This is a genomic window from Pseudomonas sp. Irchel 3E20 (assembly GCF_900187645.1).
Taxonomy (GTDB): domain Bacteria; phylum Pseudomonadota; class Gammaproteobacteria; order Pseudomonadales; family Pseudomonadaceae; genus Aquipseudomonas.
In genome coordinates this window covers 108,344-123,558 of record NZ_FYEE01000003.1, presented here as the reverse complement: position 1 = coordinate 123,558, position 15,215 = coordinate 108,344, and the positions used below count along the sequence as shown (strand labels likewise).

General features: G+C 59.4%; 22 protein-coding genes. 11 read left to right on the top strand and 11 right to left on the bottom strand.

Going from position 1 to position 15,215, the window contains the following annotated elements; all coding sequences use genetic code 11:
• Nucleotides 1–5: 5 nt before the first annotated feature.
• The 6 genes from CKW13_RS06880 to CKW13_RS06855 all read right to left on the bottom strand — a co-directional run bounded on the left by CKW13_RS06880 (nucleotide 6) and on the right by CKW13_RS06855 (nucleotide 3,400).
• On the bottom strand, nucleotides 6–245 hold the full coding sequence (locus tag CKW13_RS06880) for a BolA family protein (RefSeq protein WP_095107842.1): 240 nt from the start codon (nucleotides 243–245) through the stop codon (nucleotides 6–8).
• A gap of 114 nt (nucleotides 246–359) precedes the next feature.
• Nucleotides 360–665: a lipid asymmetry maintenance protein MlaB gene (locus CKW13_RS06875; protein WP_095107841.1), complete on the bottom strand. Its 306-nt coding sequence runs from the start codon at nucleotides 663–665 to the stop codon at nucleotides 360–362.
• Nucleotides 662–1,315 carry a phospholipid-binding protein MlaC gene (locus CKW13_RS06870; protein ID WP_095107840.1) on the bottom strand — a complete coding sequence of 218 codons (654 nt, stop codon included), beginning with the start codon at nucleotides 1,313–1,315 and terminating at the stop codon, nucleotides 662–664. Before CKW13_RS06870 ends, CKW13_RS06875 begins: the two co-directional genes overlap by 4 nt.
• An 11-nt stretch (nucleotides 1,316–1,326) precedes the next feature.
• Nucleotides 1,327–1,794, bottom strand: a complete 468-nt coding sequence (gene mlaD, locus CKW13_RS06865; RefSeq protein WP_095107839.1) for an outer membrane lipid asymmetry maintenance protein MlaD — start codon at nucleotides 1,792–1,794, stop codon at nucleotides 1,327–1,329.
• Entirely contained in the window at nucleotides 1,794–2,591 is a 798-nt protein-coding gene (mlaE, locus tag CKW13_RS06860) for a lipid asymmetry maintenance ABC transporter permease subunit MlaE (protein WP_095107838.1), read from the bottom strand. The genes mlaD and mlaE overlap by 1 nt, the downstream gene beginning before the upstream one ends.
• Nucleotides 2,591–3,400 carry an ATP-binding cassette domain-containing protein gene (locus CKW13_RS06855; protein ID WP_095107837.1) on the bottom strand — a complete coding sequence of 270 codons (810 nt, stop codon included), beginning with the start codon at nucleotides 3,398–3,400 and terminating at the stop codon, nucleotides 2,591–2,593. Before CKW13_RS06855 ends, mlaE begins: the two co-directional genes overlap by 1 nt.
• Before the next feature lie 276 nt (nucleotides 3,401–3,676).
• Between CKW13_RS06855 and CKW13_RS06850 the strand changes: the two genes are divergently transcribed.
• From CKW13_RS06850 to CKW13_RS06805, 10 genes are all read left to right on the top strand, one after another.
• Entirely contained in the window at nucleotides 3,677–4,651 is a 975-nt protein-coding gene (locus CKW13_RS06850) for an SIS domain-containing protein (protein ID WP_095107836.1), read from the top strand.
• Nucleotides 4,652–5,176, top strand: coding sequence for an HAD family hydrolase (locus CKW13_RS06845; RefSeq protein WP_095107835.1), 525 nt, complete (start codon nucleotides 4,652–4,654; stop codon nucleotides 5,174–5,176). It abuts the gene before it with no gap.
• A gap of 7 nt (nucleotides 5,177–5,183) precedes the next feature.
• Nucleotides 5,184–5,756, top strand: coding sequence for an LPS export ABC transporter periplasmic protein LptC (gene lptC, locus CKW13_RS06840; protein ID WP_095107834.1), 573 nt, complete (start codon nucleotides 5,184–5,186; stop codon nucleotides 5,754–5,756).
• Entirely contained in the window at nucleotides 5,743–6,288 is a 546-nt protein-coding gene (lptA, locus tag CKW13_RS06835) for a lipopolysaccharide transport periplasmic protein LptA (RefSeq protein WP_095107833.1), read from the top strand. The genes lptC and lptA overlap by 14 nt, the downstream gene beginning before the upstream one ends.
• Complete coding sequence (gene lptB, locus CKW13_RS06830; RefSeq protein WP_095107832.1) at nucleotides 6,288–7,013, top strand: LPS export ABC transporter ATP-binding protein; 726 nt, start codon at nucleotides 6,288–6,290, stop codon at nucleotides 7,011–7,013. Before lptA ends, lptB begins: the two co-directional genes overlap by 1 nt.
• 176 nt (nucleotides 7,014–7,189) lie before the next feature.
• Nucleotides 7,190–8,683, top strand: a complete 1,494-nt coding sequence (locus tag CKW13_RS06825; protein WP_095107831.1) for an RNA polymerase factor sigma-54 — start codon at nucleotides 7,190–7,192, stop codon at nucleotides 8,681–8,683.
• 125 nt (nucleotides 8,684–8,808) lie between these two features.
• Nucleotides 8,809–9,117: a ribosome hibernation-promoting factor, HPF/YfiA family gene (hpf, locus tag CKW13_RS06820; protein WP_095107830.1), complete on the top strand. Its 309-nt coding sequence runs from the start codon at nucleotides 8,809–8,811 to the stop codon at nucleotides 9,115–9,117.
• A gap of 12 nt (nucleotides 9,118–9,129) precedes the next feature.
• Nucleotides 9,130–9,594, top strand: a complete 465-nt coding sequence (gene ptsN, locus CKW13_RS06815) for a PTS IIA-like nitrogen regulatory protein PtsN (RefSeq protein WP_095107829.1) — start codon at nucleotides 9,130–9,132, stop codon at nucleotides 9,592–9,594.
• A gap of 1 nt (nucleotide 9,595) precedes the next feature.
• The gene (rapZ, locus tag CKW13_RS06810) at nucleotides 9,596–10,453 is read left to right on the top strand and encodes an RNase adapter RapZ (RefSeq protein WP_095107828.1); all 858 of its coding nucleotides are present in this window, start codon (nucleotides 9,596–9,598) and stop codon (nucleotides 10,451–10,453) included.
• A gap of 16 nt (nucleotides 10,454–10,469) precedes the next feature.
• Nucleotides 10,470–10,742: an HPr family phosphocarrier protein gene (locus CKW13_RS06805; RefSeq protein WP_095107827.1), complete on the top strand. Its 273-nt coding sequence runs from the start codon at nucleotides 10,470–10,472 to the stop codon at nucleotides 10,740–10,742.
• A gap of 64 nt (nucleotides 10,743–10,806) precedes the next feature.
• Here CKW13_RS06805 and CKW13_RS06800 read toward each other — a convergent pair whose 3' ends face one another.
• From CKW13_RS06800 to CKW13_RS06780, 5 genes are read right to left on the bottom strand one after another with little or no spacing between them, the layout of a single operon-like run.
• A complete protein-coding gene (locus tag CKW13_RS06800) occupies nucleotides 10,807–11,700 on the bottom strand; it encodes a ZIP family metal transporter (RefSeq protein ID WP_095107826.1) in 894 nt (297 codons plus the stop codon).
• A gap of 32 nt (nucleotides 11,701–11,732) precedes the next feature.
• On the bottom strand, nucleotides 11,733–12,344 hold the full coding sequence (locus tag CKW13_RS06795) for a superoxide dismutase (RefSeq protein ID WP_095107825.1): 612 nt from the start codon (nucleotides 12,342–12,344) through the stop codon (nucleotides 11,733–11,735).
• Entirely contained in the window at nucleotides 12,345–12,794 is a 450-nt protein-coding gene (locus CKW13_RS06790) for a hypothetical protein (RefSeq protein ID WP_095107824.1), read from the bottom strand.
• 27 nt (nucleotides 12,795–12,821) lie between these two features.
• Nucleotides 12,822–14,192 carry an aspartate ammonia-lyase gene (locus tag CKW13_RS06785; RefSeq protein WP_095107823.1) on the bottom strand — a complete coding sequence of 457 codons (1,371 nt, stop codon included), beginning with the start codon at nucleotides 14,190–14,192 and terminating at the stop codon, nucleotides 12,822–12,824.
• A complete protein-coding gene (locus tag CKW13_RS06780) occupies nucleotides 14,179–14,580 on the bottom strand; it encodes a FagA protein (RefSeq protein WP_095107822.1) in 402 nt (133 codons plus the stop codon). Before CKW13_RS06780 ends, CKW13_RS06785 begins: the two co-directional genes overlap by 14 nt.
• Nucleotides 14,581–14,877: 297 nt before the next feature.
• Here CKW13_RS06780 and CKW13_RS06775 point away from each other — a divergent pair, with 297 nt between their 5' ends.
• Nucleotides 14,878–15,138: a hypothetical protein gene (locus tag CKW13_RS06775; protein WP_095107821.1), complete on the top strand. Its 261-nt coding sequence runs from the start codon at nucleotides 14,878–14,880 to the stop codon at nucleotides 15,136–15,138.
• Nucleotides 15,139–15,215 lie beyond the last annotated feature (77 nt).

Here is a 15,215-nt window from a genome sequence, read left to right as displayed (position 1 = left end):
TGGGCTCAGGTGCGCTCGGCCCAGGCCGCGCTGCTGAAAAATTTCATAGTGACCGCGTGGATGCTGCCATCGGCGATCCATGGGTTCAAATGGGCATAGACCTGCTGCTGACGCTTGACCGGGCTCAAAGCCACCAGTTCGTCGCTAATCACGTTCAGCTGGAAGTTGCAGCCTTCGCCTTCAACTTCCACCTGCGTATCTGGCAGCTTTCCTTCAAGGAAGCTCTTCACTTCTACGGCCTGCATGCTCAACCTCAATCGGCGCCCTGTGCGCGCGGGTCGTGCATCATACAAAAAAGCCCCGCGCCTGCGAACCCCGCGAAGCAGGACTCTGACGGGGGGCTTTTGTATCGATGCTATTTAGGGATGGATCAGCAACTCGGTCAAACCGCTGACCTGGGCGATTTCCTGCATGTCTTCAGGCAACGCGCGAATGCTCAACGGCTTGCCGGCGGCCTGCGCATCGCGCATGAAGGCCAGCAACAGCGACAAACCGACGCTGCTGGATTTGACCACCGCCGAACAGTCGACTACCAACGCAGTGGCCGTGCTGCTCTTTATCAGGGCCTGGCCCTGCTTGCGCAGGCCCGGGCCGCTGCGGTAGTCGAGCACACCGCTGAGCAGCAACTCGCCGGCCGCGCCCATACGGATTGCCGACTCGCTCATTGCTCGACCTTTATGGCGGGGTCGTCGGTCTTTTCCTTGGCCTTGGCCACTTCGCCCGCCCAACCGTCGATGGTCTTATCCAGATTGTTGCCATTGCGCTGCATGGCATCGGCGAACTGGTCGCGGAACAACTTGCCGATGTTGATGCCGTTGATAATCACGTTCCGCACTTTCCACTCACCGTTAATCTTGGTCAGGGTGTAGGAAACCGGGTAGATGGAACCGTTGTTACCCTTGACCTGCATGTCGACACTGGTACGGTCCGCACCTTCATCCTTGGCCGGGGAAACGGTAATGCCCTGGTTGTTGTACTCCAGCAGGGCATTGCCATAGAACTGCATCAGGCTGCGCTTGAAGTTTTCCTGAAAGCGCGCCATCTGCGCCGGCGTAGCCTTGCGCGAATACTTGACGGTCATGATGCTGCGCGAGATGCCATCGGCATCCACCACCGGGCCGACGATGCCATTGAGCGCGTCGTAGAACTCGCTCGGGCTCTGCTTGTACTTCTCCTTGTTGGCGGCAAGGTCCGCCAGCAGGCGGGTGGTCGTATCCTGGACGATGTCGTGCGCCGAAGGCGCTGCCACAGCGTTGGCCATCAACGGCAGGGCCGCCAAGAGGACCAACAGGCCACGTCGCAAGGTAGAGATCATAAAAAACTTCCTCATTTGGCGTCTTTGCTAACGGTATTGAGCAGGAATTTACCGATCAGGTCTTCGAGCACCAGCGACGACTGGGTGTCGTGGATGGTTGCACCATCCTTGAGCAGGGTCTCCTCCCCGCCCACGCTGAGGCCGATGTACTTCTCGCCCAACAGGCCAGCCGTGAGGATAGATGCAGTGGAGTCGGTCGGCAGGTTATCGACACGTTTTTCCAGTTGCAGCGTGACTCGCCCGGTGAAACTGTCGCGATCCAGATCGATAGCCGTGACCTTGCCGATGGTCACACCGGCCATGGTCACTTTCGATCTGACCGTCAAACCGGCGATATTGTCGAAGTAGGCATAAAGTTTATAGCTGTCGCTGCTTGAACTCGGGGACAGTCCACTGACCCGCAGGGCCAGCAACAGCAAAGCCAGGATGCCAGCCAGCAAGAAAAGGCCGACACCGATTTCCAGGGTGCGGTTTTGCATCAGAAATCTCCAAACATCAAGGCGGTCAAAATAAAGTCCAGGCCAAGAATGGCCAACGAGGCGTACACCACGGTTTTCGTGGTGGCACGACTGATCCCCTCGGAAGTGGGCTCGCAGTCGTAACCTTGGAACACGGCAATCCAGGTCACTACAAAGGCGAAGACAATGCTTTTAATCACACCATTGAGCACGTCACCGCTGAACGTCACGCTATTTTGCATGTTCGACCAGTAGGAACCTTCGTACACCCCGAGCCAGTCCACGGCGACCCATGAACCGCCCCAGATCCCGACCACGCTGAAGATCATCGCCAGCAACGGCAGGGAAATAAAGCCGGCCCACAGGCGCGGGGCAATAATGTATTTGAGCGGATCAACACCAATCATCTCCAGGCTGGAGAGCTGCTCGGTGGACTTCATGTTGCCGATCTCGGCGGTCAGCGCAGACCCGGCCCGGCCGGCGAACAATAGGGCCGTGACTACCGGCCCCAGTTCACGCAGCAAGGTCAGGGCCACCATCTGCCCCACCGCTTGCTCGGAACCGTAGCTGGACAGGATGTTGAAACCCTGCAACGCCAGCACCATGCCGATGAAGATCCCGGAGACGACGATAATCACCAGGGACATCACCCCCACCGAGTGCAACTGTTTAACCAGCAGCCCAAACCCACCACCGATGCCGCCACGGCCCAACAACGCATGAAACAGGAACAGCGTCGAACGCCCCAGCACCTGGACGATATCGATCGCCCCCTGGCCCAAGCGTCGGACTCTCTCAATAATCGATTGCTTGCGCATCAGCGCTTCCCCAGAAGATCTGCGCGGTAGTCCGGCGCCGGAAAGTGAAACGGCACCGGGCCATCCGGATCGCCGGTCATAAACTGGCGAATGCGCGGGTTATCGGTGTTCATCAATTCTTCGGGCGTGCCCTGCCCCAACACCTGGCCATCACCCACGACATAGAGGTAATCGGCAATGCTCGCGGTTTCTGCAAGATCATGGGAAACCACGATACTGGTAATGCCCAACGCGTCGTTGAGCAAACGGATCAGGCGCACCAACACGCCCATGGCGATCGGGTCCTGACCGACGAACGGCTCGTCATACATGAGAATTTGCGGATCGAGGGCGATGGCCCGCGCCAACGCGACACGGCGCTTCATCCCGCCGGACAATTCGTCCGGCATCAGGTCGATGGCGCCGCGCAAGCCTACCGCCTGCAACTTGAGCAGGACGATGTCGCGGATCATCTCCTCCGGCAACTGGGTATGAACCCGCAGGGGAAAAGCGACGTTCTCGAACACATCGAGGTCGGTGAACAACGCGCCACTCTGGAACAGCACGCCCATTTGCTTGCGGGCGTCGAACAGATCGCTGCGCGACAGCTTGGGCAGGTTCTGCCCATTGACCCAGACTTCGCCACCGTTGGGACGCAACTGTGCCCCCATCAGCCGCAATAGCGTGGTCTTTCCGCAGCCGGAAGGCCCCATGATGCCGGTGACCTTTCCCCGCGGAATGCGAATATCGACGTTATTGAAGATGCTGCGCGCACCGCGCTTGAAGGACACACCCTTCAGCTCGACCGCGTAGGCTTTATCGGCACTCATCTAAACTCCTTGCGATGCAGCCTGTCACTCGGACGCCTGGCTCCCTACCGAAAGCACATACATCCTGGGCAGGCCGAGCCGGCGGCGAACTATATCACTGCTCAAGCGTGGCGCCCAAGGCCAAGCCCGGGGCCGTTCAGGATCGAGACAGACAAAAACACTGCACTTGGAGCACAGCCACACGATGGAGTTGCACAAAGCCTGACGAACTTCTGTAAGGCACTGCCTCATTCCCGCTATAATCGCCGCCTTTTCATCTGGGTAATCGATTTCTACATGAGCCAATCCAGCGACCTGATTCAATCGGCACAACGCACCATCCGCCTCGAAATTGAAGCCATTCAAGGCTTGATACCCCATATCGACGCAGATTTCGTACGCGCTTGCGAGATGATTCTGGCCAGCAAAGGCCGCGTGGTCGTGGTCGGCATGGGCAAGTCCGGACACATCGGCAACAAGATCGCCGCAACCCTAGCAAGCACTGGCACCACGGCATTCTTTGTACACCCCGCAGAAGCCAGCCATGGCGACATGGGGATGATTACCCGTGACGACGTCATCATTGCCCTGTCCAACTCTGGCTCAACCAACGAAATCATCACTCTGCTGCCGCTTATCAAGCGCCTGGGCATTCAGATGATTAGCTTGACCGGCAACCCGGGCTCGCCGCTAGCCAAGGCTGCCGACGTCAACCTCGATTGCCGCGTGGCCCAGGAAGCCTGCCCGCTCAACCTGGCCCCCACCTCCTCCACCACCGCGGCCCTGGTGATGGGCGATGCCCTGGCCATTGCCCTGCTGGAAGCTCGCGGCTTTACCGCTGAAGATTTCGCTTTTTCCCACCCAGGCGGCGCTCTGGGCCGACGCCTGCTGCTGAAGGTGGAAAACGTCATGCACACAGGTGAAGAACTGCCGAAGGTGCAACGCGGCACACCGCTCAAGCATGCCTTGATGGAAATGACCCGCAAGGGCCTGGGCATGACCGCCGTACTGGAAGCCGACGGCCGCCTGGCCGGGGTTTTCACTGACGGCGACCTACGCCGCACCTTGGACCGCGACCTGGACCTGCGCACCGCCACCATCGACGACGTAATGACCGCCCACGGCAAAACCGCCCGCGCAGAAATGCTCGCCGCCGAAGCCCTGAAAATCATGGAAGACCACAAGATCAGCGCGCTGATCGTGGTCGACGAGCAGGACCACCCGGTGGGCGCGTTCAACCTCGGCGACCTGCTGCGCGCAGGAGTGATGTAAATGAACGACGAACTGATGCAACGGGGTAAAGCCATCAAACTGGCGGTTTTCGACGTTGATGGCGTTTTGACCGACGGTCGTCTGTATTTCCTCGAAGATGGCAGCGAGTTCAAGACGTTCAACACCCTCGACGGGCAAGGCATCAAGATGCTGATGGCCACGGGCGTGACAACCGCCATTATCAGTGGGCGCAAAACCCCGGTGGTCGAACGCCGGGCCAAGAATCTCGGTATCCCCCACCTATTCCAGGGGCGCGAGGACAAAATGGTCGTGCTCGACGGGCTTCTGGCGCAACTAGGCCTAAGCTATGAGCAAGTCGCCTACCTGGGCGACGACCTGCCCGACCTGCCGGTGATCCGCCGCGTGGGCCTGGGGATGGCCGTGGCCAACGCCGCCAGCTTCGTACGTGAACACGCCCATGGCATTACCCAGGCCCGCGGCGGCGAAGGCGCTGCACGGGAGTTCTGCGAGTTGATCCTGCGCGCCCAGGGCAACCTAGAAGCGGCCAACGCCGCCTACCTGTGAGCCACACATGCTGAGTAAAAACATCCGCAACATTCTGATTTTCGCGGTCATTGCGGCGATTTTCGTCGCCGTTGGCTACTGGAACATCAGCCCGGAGCGCTTTCTGGGCCGTGCTGGCACGGTCACCAACGAAAGCGCCATCGACTACTACGCCATCAATGCCCACAGTGTGCAGTTCCTGCCCGACGGCAAGCTGCAATACGAGATGACCTCCGACAAAGTCGAGCATCTCAAGGCCACAGACGTGACGCTACTGACCAAACCCGACCTACAGATGTATCGCGGCACCACCTTCCCCTGGCACATCCAGAGCGAACGCGGTGAAGTCAACCCTGGTGGCACCGAAGTAGAACTGATTGACTCGGTACGCATCGCGCGCACCGACGAGAAGAACCGTACGACCCTGATAACCAGCAGTCGTATGACCGTATTCCCCCAGAAGCAATATGCGCAGACCGAGCAAGCCGTTAGAATCGACGGCGCTGGCGGCGTATCGACTGGCAATGGAATGAAAGCGTACTTGAAAGAAAGCAGGATACACCTGCTATCGAACGTAAGAGGACAGTATGAGTCTCGTTAAAACCCTCCCTATTTTGCTCAGCCTGAGCGCAGCACTGGGAAGCGTGAGCGCCTGGGCTCTGCCGAACGATAGCCAGCAACCGATCCGCATCCAGGCCGACGACGCCCAACTCGATGACAAGCAAGGCATTGCCACCTACCGGGGCGACGTCATCATCACCCAGGGCTCAATGAAGATCACCGGCAACACCGTGACCATCACCCGGGCCGGCTCGGGCGATATCGACGTCGTCACCGCCGTGGGCAACCTGGCCTACTTCGAGCAGTTGCAGAAACAGACCGATCCCAAACCGGTCCAGGCCTACGCCGTAACCATCCAATACCATGCGCCGCAGAACCGCATCGTGCTGATCGACCGCGCTAAGGTCATCAATGACGGCAACACCACCGAAGGCGAGAAAATCGTCTACGACACCGTCAAACAGATCGCCAACGCCGGCCGCGCCAACGGCTCCTCTGTCACCGCGCCACGTCCGCGGATCGACATGGTGATCCAGCCCAAGAAGAAAACCGACGAGAAAAAGGCCCCTTAATGGCAACTCTGAAAGCTCAGCATCTGGCCAAGAGCTACAAGAGCCGCCAGGTAGTGCGTGACGTCAGCCTGTCCATCGACAGCGGCCAGATCGTCGGCCTGCTCGGCCCCAACGGCGCCGGCAAGACCACCTGCTTCTATATGATCGTGGGTCTGGTACAGGCCGACCAAGGCCGCATCCTGATCGATGACCTGGATGTGAGCCACCAACCCATGCATGGCCGCGCCAAGGCCGGTATCGGCTATCTGCCGCAAGAAGCGTCGATCTTCCGCAAACTGTCGGTAGCCGACAACATCATGGCCATCCTCGAAACCCGTAAGGAGCTCGACAAGGCTGGCCGGCGCAAAGAGCTCGAAAGCCTACTGCAGGAGTTCCACATCAGCCACATCCGCGACAACCTGGGCATGAGCCTTTCCGGTGGCGAGCGTCGCCGCGTGGAAATTGCCCGAGCCCTGGCCACAGCACCAAAATTCATCTTGCTCGACGAACCTTTCGCCGGCGTGGACCCGATCTCGGTGGGCGATATCAAACAGATCATCCATCACCTCAAGGCCAAGGGCATCGGCGTGCTTATCACCGACCACAATGTGCGCGAGACTCTGGATATCTGCGAAACCGCCTACATCGTCAACGACGGCCAGCTGATCGCCGAAGGCGACTCTGCCACCATCCTTGCCAACGAGTTGGTCAAGGAAGTGTACCTGGGCCATGAGTTCCGCCTGTAAGCGTGGAGTTTGGCTTTTCGCCAGGGCGGCCAGCAGTGAACTCTGAAAAGTTTATTATTGCGGCGCCCTAGGCAAGCACTCCAGTTTCAGGCATATAATTTGCTTAAGTTTGGCGCTCCGGCGCCCTGTAGTGGATGGCGCATGTGCGCCGGCAAATAAGGTGTTAAGCCCCTGCCATGAAACCATCGCTAGTCTTGAGAATGGGCCAGCAGCTGACGATGACACCGCAGCTGCAACAGGCCATCCGCCTGCTCCAATTGTCGACCCTGGACCTGCAACAGGAAATCCAGGAGGCTCTGGAATCCAATCCGATGCTCGAACGCCAGGAAGAAGGCGACGACTTCGACAACGCCGATCCACTGGCCGACAACGTCGAACAGAAACCTAATGCCGACGTTCAGGAACCTTCCTACCAGGAAAGCGCCCCGACGGTGGACAACCTTGAGGATGGCGAGTGGGGCGAGCGCATTCCCAATGAACTGCCCGTCGACACCGCCTGGGAAGACATCTACCAGACCAGCGCCAGCAGCCTGCCGAGTAACGATGACGACGAGTGGGACTTCACCACACGCACATCGGCCGGTGAAAGCCTGCAAAGCCATCTGCTGTGGCAATTGAACCTGGCCCCGATGTCCGACACCGATCGCCTGATCGGCGTGACCCTGATCGACTGCATCAACAACCAGGGCTACCTGGACGAATCCCTCGAGGAAATCCTCGAAGCCTTCGACCCGGAACTGGACATCGAACTCGACGAGATCGAAGCCGTACTGCACCGCATCCAGCAGTTCGAGCCGGCCGGAATCGGCGCACGCAACCTGGGCGAATGCCTGCTGCTACAACTGCGCCAACTCCCCGCCAAGACCCCTTGGCTGACCGAGGCCAAGCGTCTGGTCAGCGACTTCATCGACCTACTCGGCAGCCGCGACTACAGCCAGCTGATGCGCCGCATGAAGATCAAGGAAGATGAACTGCGCCAGGTCATCGAACTGGTGCAGAGCCTCAACCCGCGCCCAGGTTCGCAGATCGAGTCCAGCGAGGCCGAATACGTCATCCCCGACGTCATCGTGCGCAAGGATAACGACCGCTGGCTGGTCGAACTCAACCAGGAGTCGGTACCGCGTCTAAGGGTCAACCCGCAATACGCCGGTTTCGTGCGCCGCGCCGACACCAGCGCCGACAACACCTTCATGCGCAACCAATTGCAGGAAGCACGCTGGTTTATCAAGAGCCTGCAGAGCCGCAACGAAACCCTGATGAAGGTTGCTACCCAAATCGTCGAGCATCAGCGCGGCTTTCTCGAGTACGGCGACGAGGCGATGAAACCCCTGGTTCTGCACGACATCGCCGAAGCGGTGGGCATGCACGAGTCGACCATTTCCCGGGTAACCACCCAGAAATTCATGCACACGCCCCGCGGCATCTACGAACTGAAATATTTTTTCTCCAGCCATGTCAGCACCTCCGAAGGCGGTGAATGCTCGTCCACGGCGATCCGCGCGATCATCAAAAAACTGGTTGCCGCGGAAAATCAGAAAAAGCCGTTGAGTGATAGCAAGATCGCTGGTTTACTGGAGGCACAAGGCATTCAGGTAGCCCGCCGCACCGTCGCCAAGTACCGCGAATCCCTTGGGATTGCGCCTTCAAGCGAACGCAAGCGGCTGATGTAACGGGTTACGCCACAGCGTTCCAGGGTGTGCTTGACGTCTCGCCCAAAAGCAGGTCTTCGAGCACAACCTAAGTGGCAGGCAAACCGGCCTGCCGCCTTATGCACTGGCAACGAAGGAGAAGCTGTATGCAAGTCAACATCAGTGGACACCAACTGGAAGTGACCGAACCTCTGCGGGCCTATATCGGCGAAAAACTCGACCGACTCGAAAGGCACTTCGACAAGATCACCAATGTGCAGGTGACGATGAATGTCGAAAAACTGAAGCAGAAAATCGAAGCCACCCTGCACATTCACGGAGGGGAGGTCGTTGCCAATGCCGAACATGACGATATGTACGCTGCCATCGACCTGCTCACCGACAAGCTTGACCGCCAACTCAAAAAGCATAAGGAAAAGACCCAAAGCCTCCTCCAGGGCGCGACCGGTCGTTAACACTCCCCACCCATGATCCGACTTGAAAATATCCTGACCCCCGGCCGTTCCCTCGCGAACGTGCCGGGCGGCAGTAAAAAGCGCGCACTCGAAAAAATTGCCAACCTGATCGCGGATCAAGTTCCCGATCTGGAAATGCAGGATGTTTTCGAGAGCCTGATTGCCCGTGAGAAGCTTGGCTCTACCGGCTTCGGCAACGGCATCGCCATTCCCCATTGCCGTCTCAAGGGTTGTGAGTCGCCCATCAGCGCCTTGATCCATTTGGACGCCCCCATCGATTTCGACGCCATCGACGGTGCACCGGTCGACCTGCTGTTTGTCCTGCTGGTCCCGGAAGCGGCCACCGATGCCCACCTGGAGCTGCTACGCCAGATCGCCAGCATGCTGGACCGCGAAGACGTGCGCAAAAAACTGCGCAGCGCCCAGAGCAGCGAAGCCTTGTACCAGGTCGTCCTGGACGAGCAGAACGGCCAATAGCATGCGCCTGATAATCGTCAGCGGCCGCTCCGGCTCCGGTAAAAGTACCGCCCTCGATGTCCTGGAGGACAACGGCTACTACTGCATCGACAACCTCCCGGCAGGCCTGCTGCCGGAACTGGCCGAACGGGCCCTGATCCACACGGAACTGGCTCAACCGCTGGTCGCGGTGTCCATCGACGCCCGTAACCTGCCCAGCCACCTGTCGCGTTTCCCGGAGTTGCTGGAGGAAGTCAAGAGCCGGCACATCCAGTGCGAAGTGCTGTACCTAGACGCCGACGAAGAAACCCTCATCAAGCGCTTCTCGGAAACCCGACGCCGGCACCCACTGACCAGCGCCAACCGCTCCCTGCCCGAAGCCATCAGCGATGAGACTAACCTGCTGGGGCCGATTGCCGATCTGGCCGACCTGAAGATCAACACCACCAGCCTGAACCTCTATCAACTGCGTGACACCATCAAGCTGCGCCTGCTGAACCAGCCCGAACCGGGCACAGCCTTCCTAGTGGAGTCCTTCGGGTTCAAACGCGGCATGCCGGTGGATGCAGACCTGGTGTTCGACGTGCGTTGCCTGCCCAACCCCTACTGGAAGCCCGAACTGCGCGCCCAGTCAGGCCTGGACCAGCCCGTTGCCGATTACCTGGCCGCCCAGCCGGATGTGGAGGAGATGTTCCAGGACATCTCTTCCTACCTGCTCAAGTGGCTGCCCCGCTTTGCCGCCAGCAGCCGCGCCTATGTCACGATCGCCATTGGCTGTACGGGCGGACATCACCGCTCTGTCTACCTGACCGAACGCCTGGGCCGGGTCCTGCAGCAGTCCCTGAAGAATGTCCAGGTCCGCCACCGCGACCTCAGTTGAAAGGATCTACATCGCGATGCCCGCTCTGGAAATTGAAATCATCAACAAGCTGGGCCTGCATGCCCGGGCATCCGCCAAGTTCGTCGGCGTTGCCGGCCAGTTTCCTTGCCAGGTAAGAGCTGGGCGCACCCCCGAGAGCATGGTCGATGGCAAAAGCATCATGGCCATGATGATGCTGGCGGCCGGCAAAGGCACCAAGATCCACCTGAAGACCGAGGGCGAGCAAGAACAGGAAGCCCTCGAAGCGCTGAAAAAACTCATCAATAACTATTTTGATGAAGGCGAGTAAGCGGCCGCTATCTCGCCAAGCCCGCGGCGCCTACACAGGCGTGTAGGCCACCGACAACAAACGCTCAAGCCAACGCAGTATCCATCACCATCATCAGGCAAAAGCCGATGCACAGCCCCAGGCTGGCCAGCTTGTCGTGCCCATTGCGGCGGGACTCCGGGATCACTTCATGAGTCACCACCAGCAGCATCGCCCCCGCCGCCAGAGCCAGGCCCAACGGCAGCAACAGCTCGGCCAGGCTCACCAGCCACGCGCACAAAAGTGCGAACACCGGCTCCACCAACCCTGACGCCGCGCCGATCAAGAACGCCTTGCCCCGCGACATCCCAGCCCCGGCCAACACCAGCGCTATCACCAGCCCCTCGGGCACGTCTTGCAAGGCAATGCCCATAGCCAGGCTATCGGCATCGGCCACGCCGCCGCCGGCAGACACCCCAACCGCCATGCCTTCGGGAATGTTGTGGGCGATGATCGCAAACACAAATAGCCAGATGCGCGGGGCGACCACCGGGTGCTCAGCAGTGCCCACCAGCATGTCGGGGCTGACCCCGGACACCTTGCGGTCCACCAGAAACAAACCGAATGCGCCGAGCATGATGCCGAAACTCACCAAACCGCTCGCGGCCCAGGGCGACAACCCGAGGCTTTCTGCGGCGGCGATCCCCGGAACGACCAGGGAAAACGCCGTGGCCGCCAGCATCACACCTGCGCCGAAGCCCAGCAGGGTATCGCTGACCGCTTGCGGCATCCGCCGAATGACCAACACCGGAACGGCGCCCAACGCCGTGCCCAAGGCGCAGATCGCCCCGCCTTGCAATGCGCGCAGCAAACGTGGCTCAAGGTTGAGCCATTCCAAACCTTGAGCTACCAGCAACGTCATACCCGCTAACAGCAACAGCGAGCCCAAGGCGAAACGAAACATCCGCCCGCTGCTGCTCGCCAGTGTTTCAGTGCCCATAATCGGCCTTAGGTCGTTTTGTAGTGGAGAGCTTAGACCAGCGCAGCCTCGTACCGCTGGGCAACTTCGGGCCAATTAATCACGTTGTAGAACGCATTGATGTATTCCGGGCGACGGTTCTGGTAGCGCAGGTAATAGGCGTGCTCCCACACGTCCAGCCCCAGGATCGGCGTGTTGCCGCTCATCAGTGGGCTGTCCTGGTTACCGCTGCTCTCCACCACCAGTTTTTTTTGTGGCGTTACGCTCAGCCAGGCCCAGCCGCTGCCGAAGCGGGTCAACGCAGCTTTGGTGAAGGCGTCCTTGAAGGCCTCGAAACCACCCAGGTGTTCGTCGATGGCCGCGCCCAACGCGTCGCTTGGCGCGCCGCCGCCCTTGGGAGTCATGACCGCCCAGAACAACGAGTGGTTGGCATGCCCGCCACCCTGGTTGATGACGGCGGCGCGCAGTTTTTCCGGCAGTTGCTGGACACTGGCCACCAGTTTTTCCACCGACCAATCCGCCCATTCGGTGCCTTCGACGGCGGCGTTGAGGTTGTTGATGTAGGTCTGGTGGTGCTTGGTGTAGTGGATTTCCATGGTCTGCGCATCGATGTGCGGTTCCAAGGCATCATAGGCGTAAGGCAAGGCAGGCAAGGTAAAAGGCATTCAATGTGCTCCGTAATGTGGGCCATTCGGGGGCGAGGCATCCTGTGCCCCAGGTGTCACACCGCTGTGCAGCAGGCGATGGGTGCGCGGGTATTCACCATGGTCGCTGATGAAATTGAGCAGTTCGACGTAGGTTTTGCTGCTTTGGCGCAGCGCGGCTTCGCGCAGGGCCAGGCTCAGGCGTGCGTCCTGGATGGTGTGCAGCAGCCGCTGATGGATCGCGCACAGGTACTCCGCGCTTTCCTCCGGCTGATTGAGGCGCAGGTGCAGGTCGGCCAGGTTGTGATGGGAAATCACACAGGCCGCCACCGCTTCGTCCGCGTCGGCCCAGCGCTCGAACAGCACCTGGGCCAAGGCCAGCGCCTGCAGGTAATGCTCGCGGGCGTCCACCAGTTCGCCCTGCATAAAACAGCGGTTGGCCCTTTCGATCGTGCGTTTCCAGTGTTCCATGGTGAGCCTCCAAAACCGGGTCGGTGACTAGACCCCGCCTGCCGTGAGCTTTTCTGGATTGAGCAACACTTCCAGTTGGCTACGCGGCAGGTCGGTGTGTTCAAGGGCCACGTCTATGACCGGGCGCCCTTGCTGATAGGCCTGCTTGGCGATTTCGGCAGCCTTCTGGTAGCCAATGATCGGGTTCAGCGCAGTCACCAGGATCGGGTTGCGCGACAGCGCTTCGCTGAGCTTGGCCTCGTTGACCTTGAAACTGGCGATGGCCTTGTCGGCCAGCAAACGGCTGGAATTGGCCAGCAACTCGATGCTGCTCAGCAGGTTTTGGGCAATGATCGGCAGCATCACGTTGAGTTCAAAGTTGCCGGACTGGCCCGCCACCGTAATCACGCTGTCGTTGCCGATCACCTGGGCCGCAACCATCGCGGTGGCTTCCGGGATCACCGGGTTGACCTTGCCCGGCATGATCGAGGAGCCCGGCTGCAACGCTTGTAGCTCGATTTCACCGAGGCCGGCCAGGGGGCCGGAGTTCATCCAGCGCAGGTCGTTGGCGATTTTCATCAAGGACACTGCGGTGGTCTTGAGCTGGCCCGAAACGGCGACCGCTGTGTCCTGGGAACCGATCAAAGCAAACAGATCCTTACCCGGCGTGAACGGTACGTGGGTCAAGGCGCTGAGTTGCTCGCTGAAGCGCACCGCGAACTGCGGGTGGGCGTTGATTCCGGTGCCCACGGCGGTGCCGCCCTGAGCCAGGGATTGCAGGCTCGGCAGCAGGTTCTGCAAGTGCTCGAGGTTGGCCTTGAGCTGTTGCGCCCAGCCATTGAGCACCTGGCTCATGCGCACCGGCATGGCGTCCATCAGGTGGGTGCGGCCGGTCTTGATAAAGGGGTGGACCTCTTGCGCCTTGCGCTCGATCACTTGCACCAGGTGAGCGAGTGCCGGCAGCAGGTGTTCGTGCAGGGCCAACGCGGCGCTGACGTGGATGGTGGTGGGAATGATGTCATTGCTGCTCTGGCCGCAATTGACGTGGTCGTTAGGGTTCACCAGCTCGCCCAGCAAACGGCTGGCCAGGGTGGCGATCACTTCGTTGGCGTTCATGTTGGAGCTGGTGCCGGAGCCGGTCTGGAAGATATCCACCGGAAAATGCTGCATGAAGTCGCCTTCGAGCAGGCCTTGCGCGGCATCGACGATGGCCTTGCCCTGGGCCGGGGTGATTTGCTCCAGCGCGATGTTGGCGCGGGCGGCGGCAGCCTTGGCCAGGATCAGCGCGCGAATGAACTGGGCCGGCATGCGTTGCCCGCTGATGGGAAAGTTATCTACCGCGCGTTGGGTCTGCGCGCCGTACAGGGCCTCTACCGGGACGTTCAGTTCGCCCATGCTGTCGCGTTCAATACGAGTCATCGGAAAATCCTTGGACCAATTCGATAAGGGGAATGGAGGGCTGCAACTGGCAGGTCGCCAGTTGCCAGGTGTAGCTTTGCCAGCGCTTGAGGCGGCAGGTGCACAGGGCAAGGCGTTCGAGGTCGCGCAACGGGCGCCAGGCCTGGTCCAGGCACAGCGTGCGCCAATGCCAGGGCAATGCGGTGTCGGCAGCCGTATCGAGCAGCAGGCGGAATGAGGTTTGGGCGATGGTCCAGGGCGATGCGGCAGTGCAACAGCCCAGGTAGCGGCCTTCGGCCAGGTAATGTTCGATCAGCCGCGGCTCATCGGGATCCATCGCGCAACGAATCTGGCGACTCATCCAGCGCCAGCTTTCGAGGTAGGGCTGCTCGTGCAAGGCAGAACTCATAATCCGGGCTCATTCGGTAATGAGATTTATTATTATATGATAATGATAACCAAAACAAGCCTGAATCATCCCCACGCGCACCACGCGGTCGAAGGTGGGCCGCTTAAGTACCGAAGCCCAAGAGCTTCGGAAAAAGTACGGCAGGCAGGGAAAAGTCGTCGCAAGACTTCAAAACAACGTAGGAAAATATCAACTTATATAAACGCTGCAATACATTTATATGCCCTCTCAAAAAAAAACGAATCTATTATCTCAGGCGAACACCCATATTTTTCCCATGAAGGATCTTGAGAAAACATGACAAACATCGAACTTAATGTATTTATTGAAACCGAACTGAACTTGCTTGCCCGACGAATTATCGACAAAAAAAACGTCAGTGATGAAATTGCCCACGCGAAGATTGGATTCTATCTTTCCCTGCGCAGAGTCCTGAACTCAAAGGAAACCCCTGCTGATATAGGCTTTCTCGACGCCATTAACGACACGCTGCAGGCCTTGGGTATCATCGAAAAAAACAGGACATTCCTTGCCAACACCAAAGAATTAATTAAGTAATAGTGATTACTTGCCCAATACTACCCGCACCATTTAAATAACAAATATACACAACGCGGATTCGCGCCTAACAACCC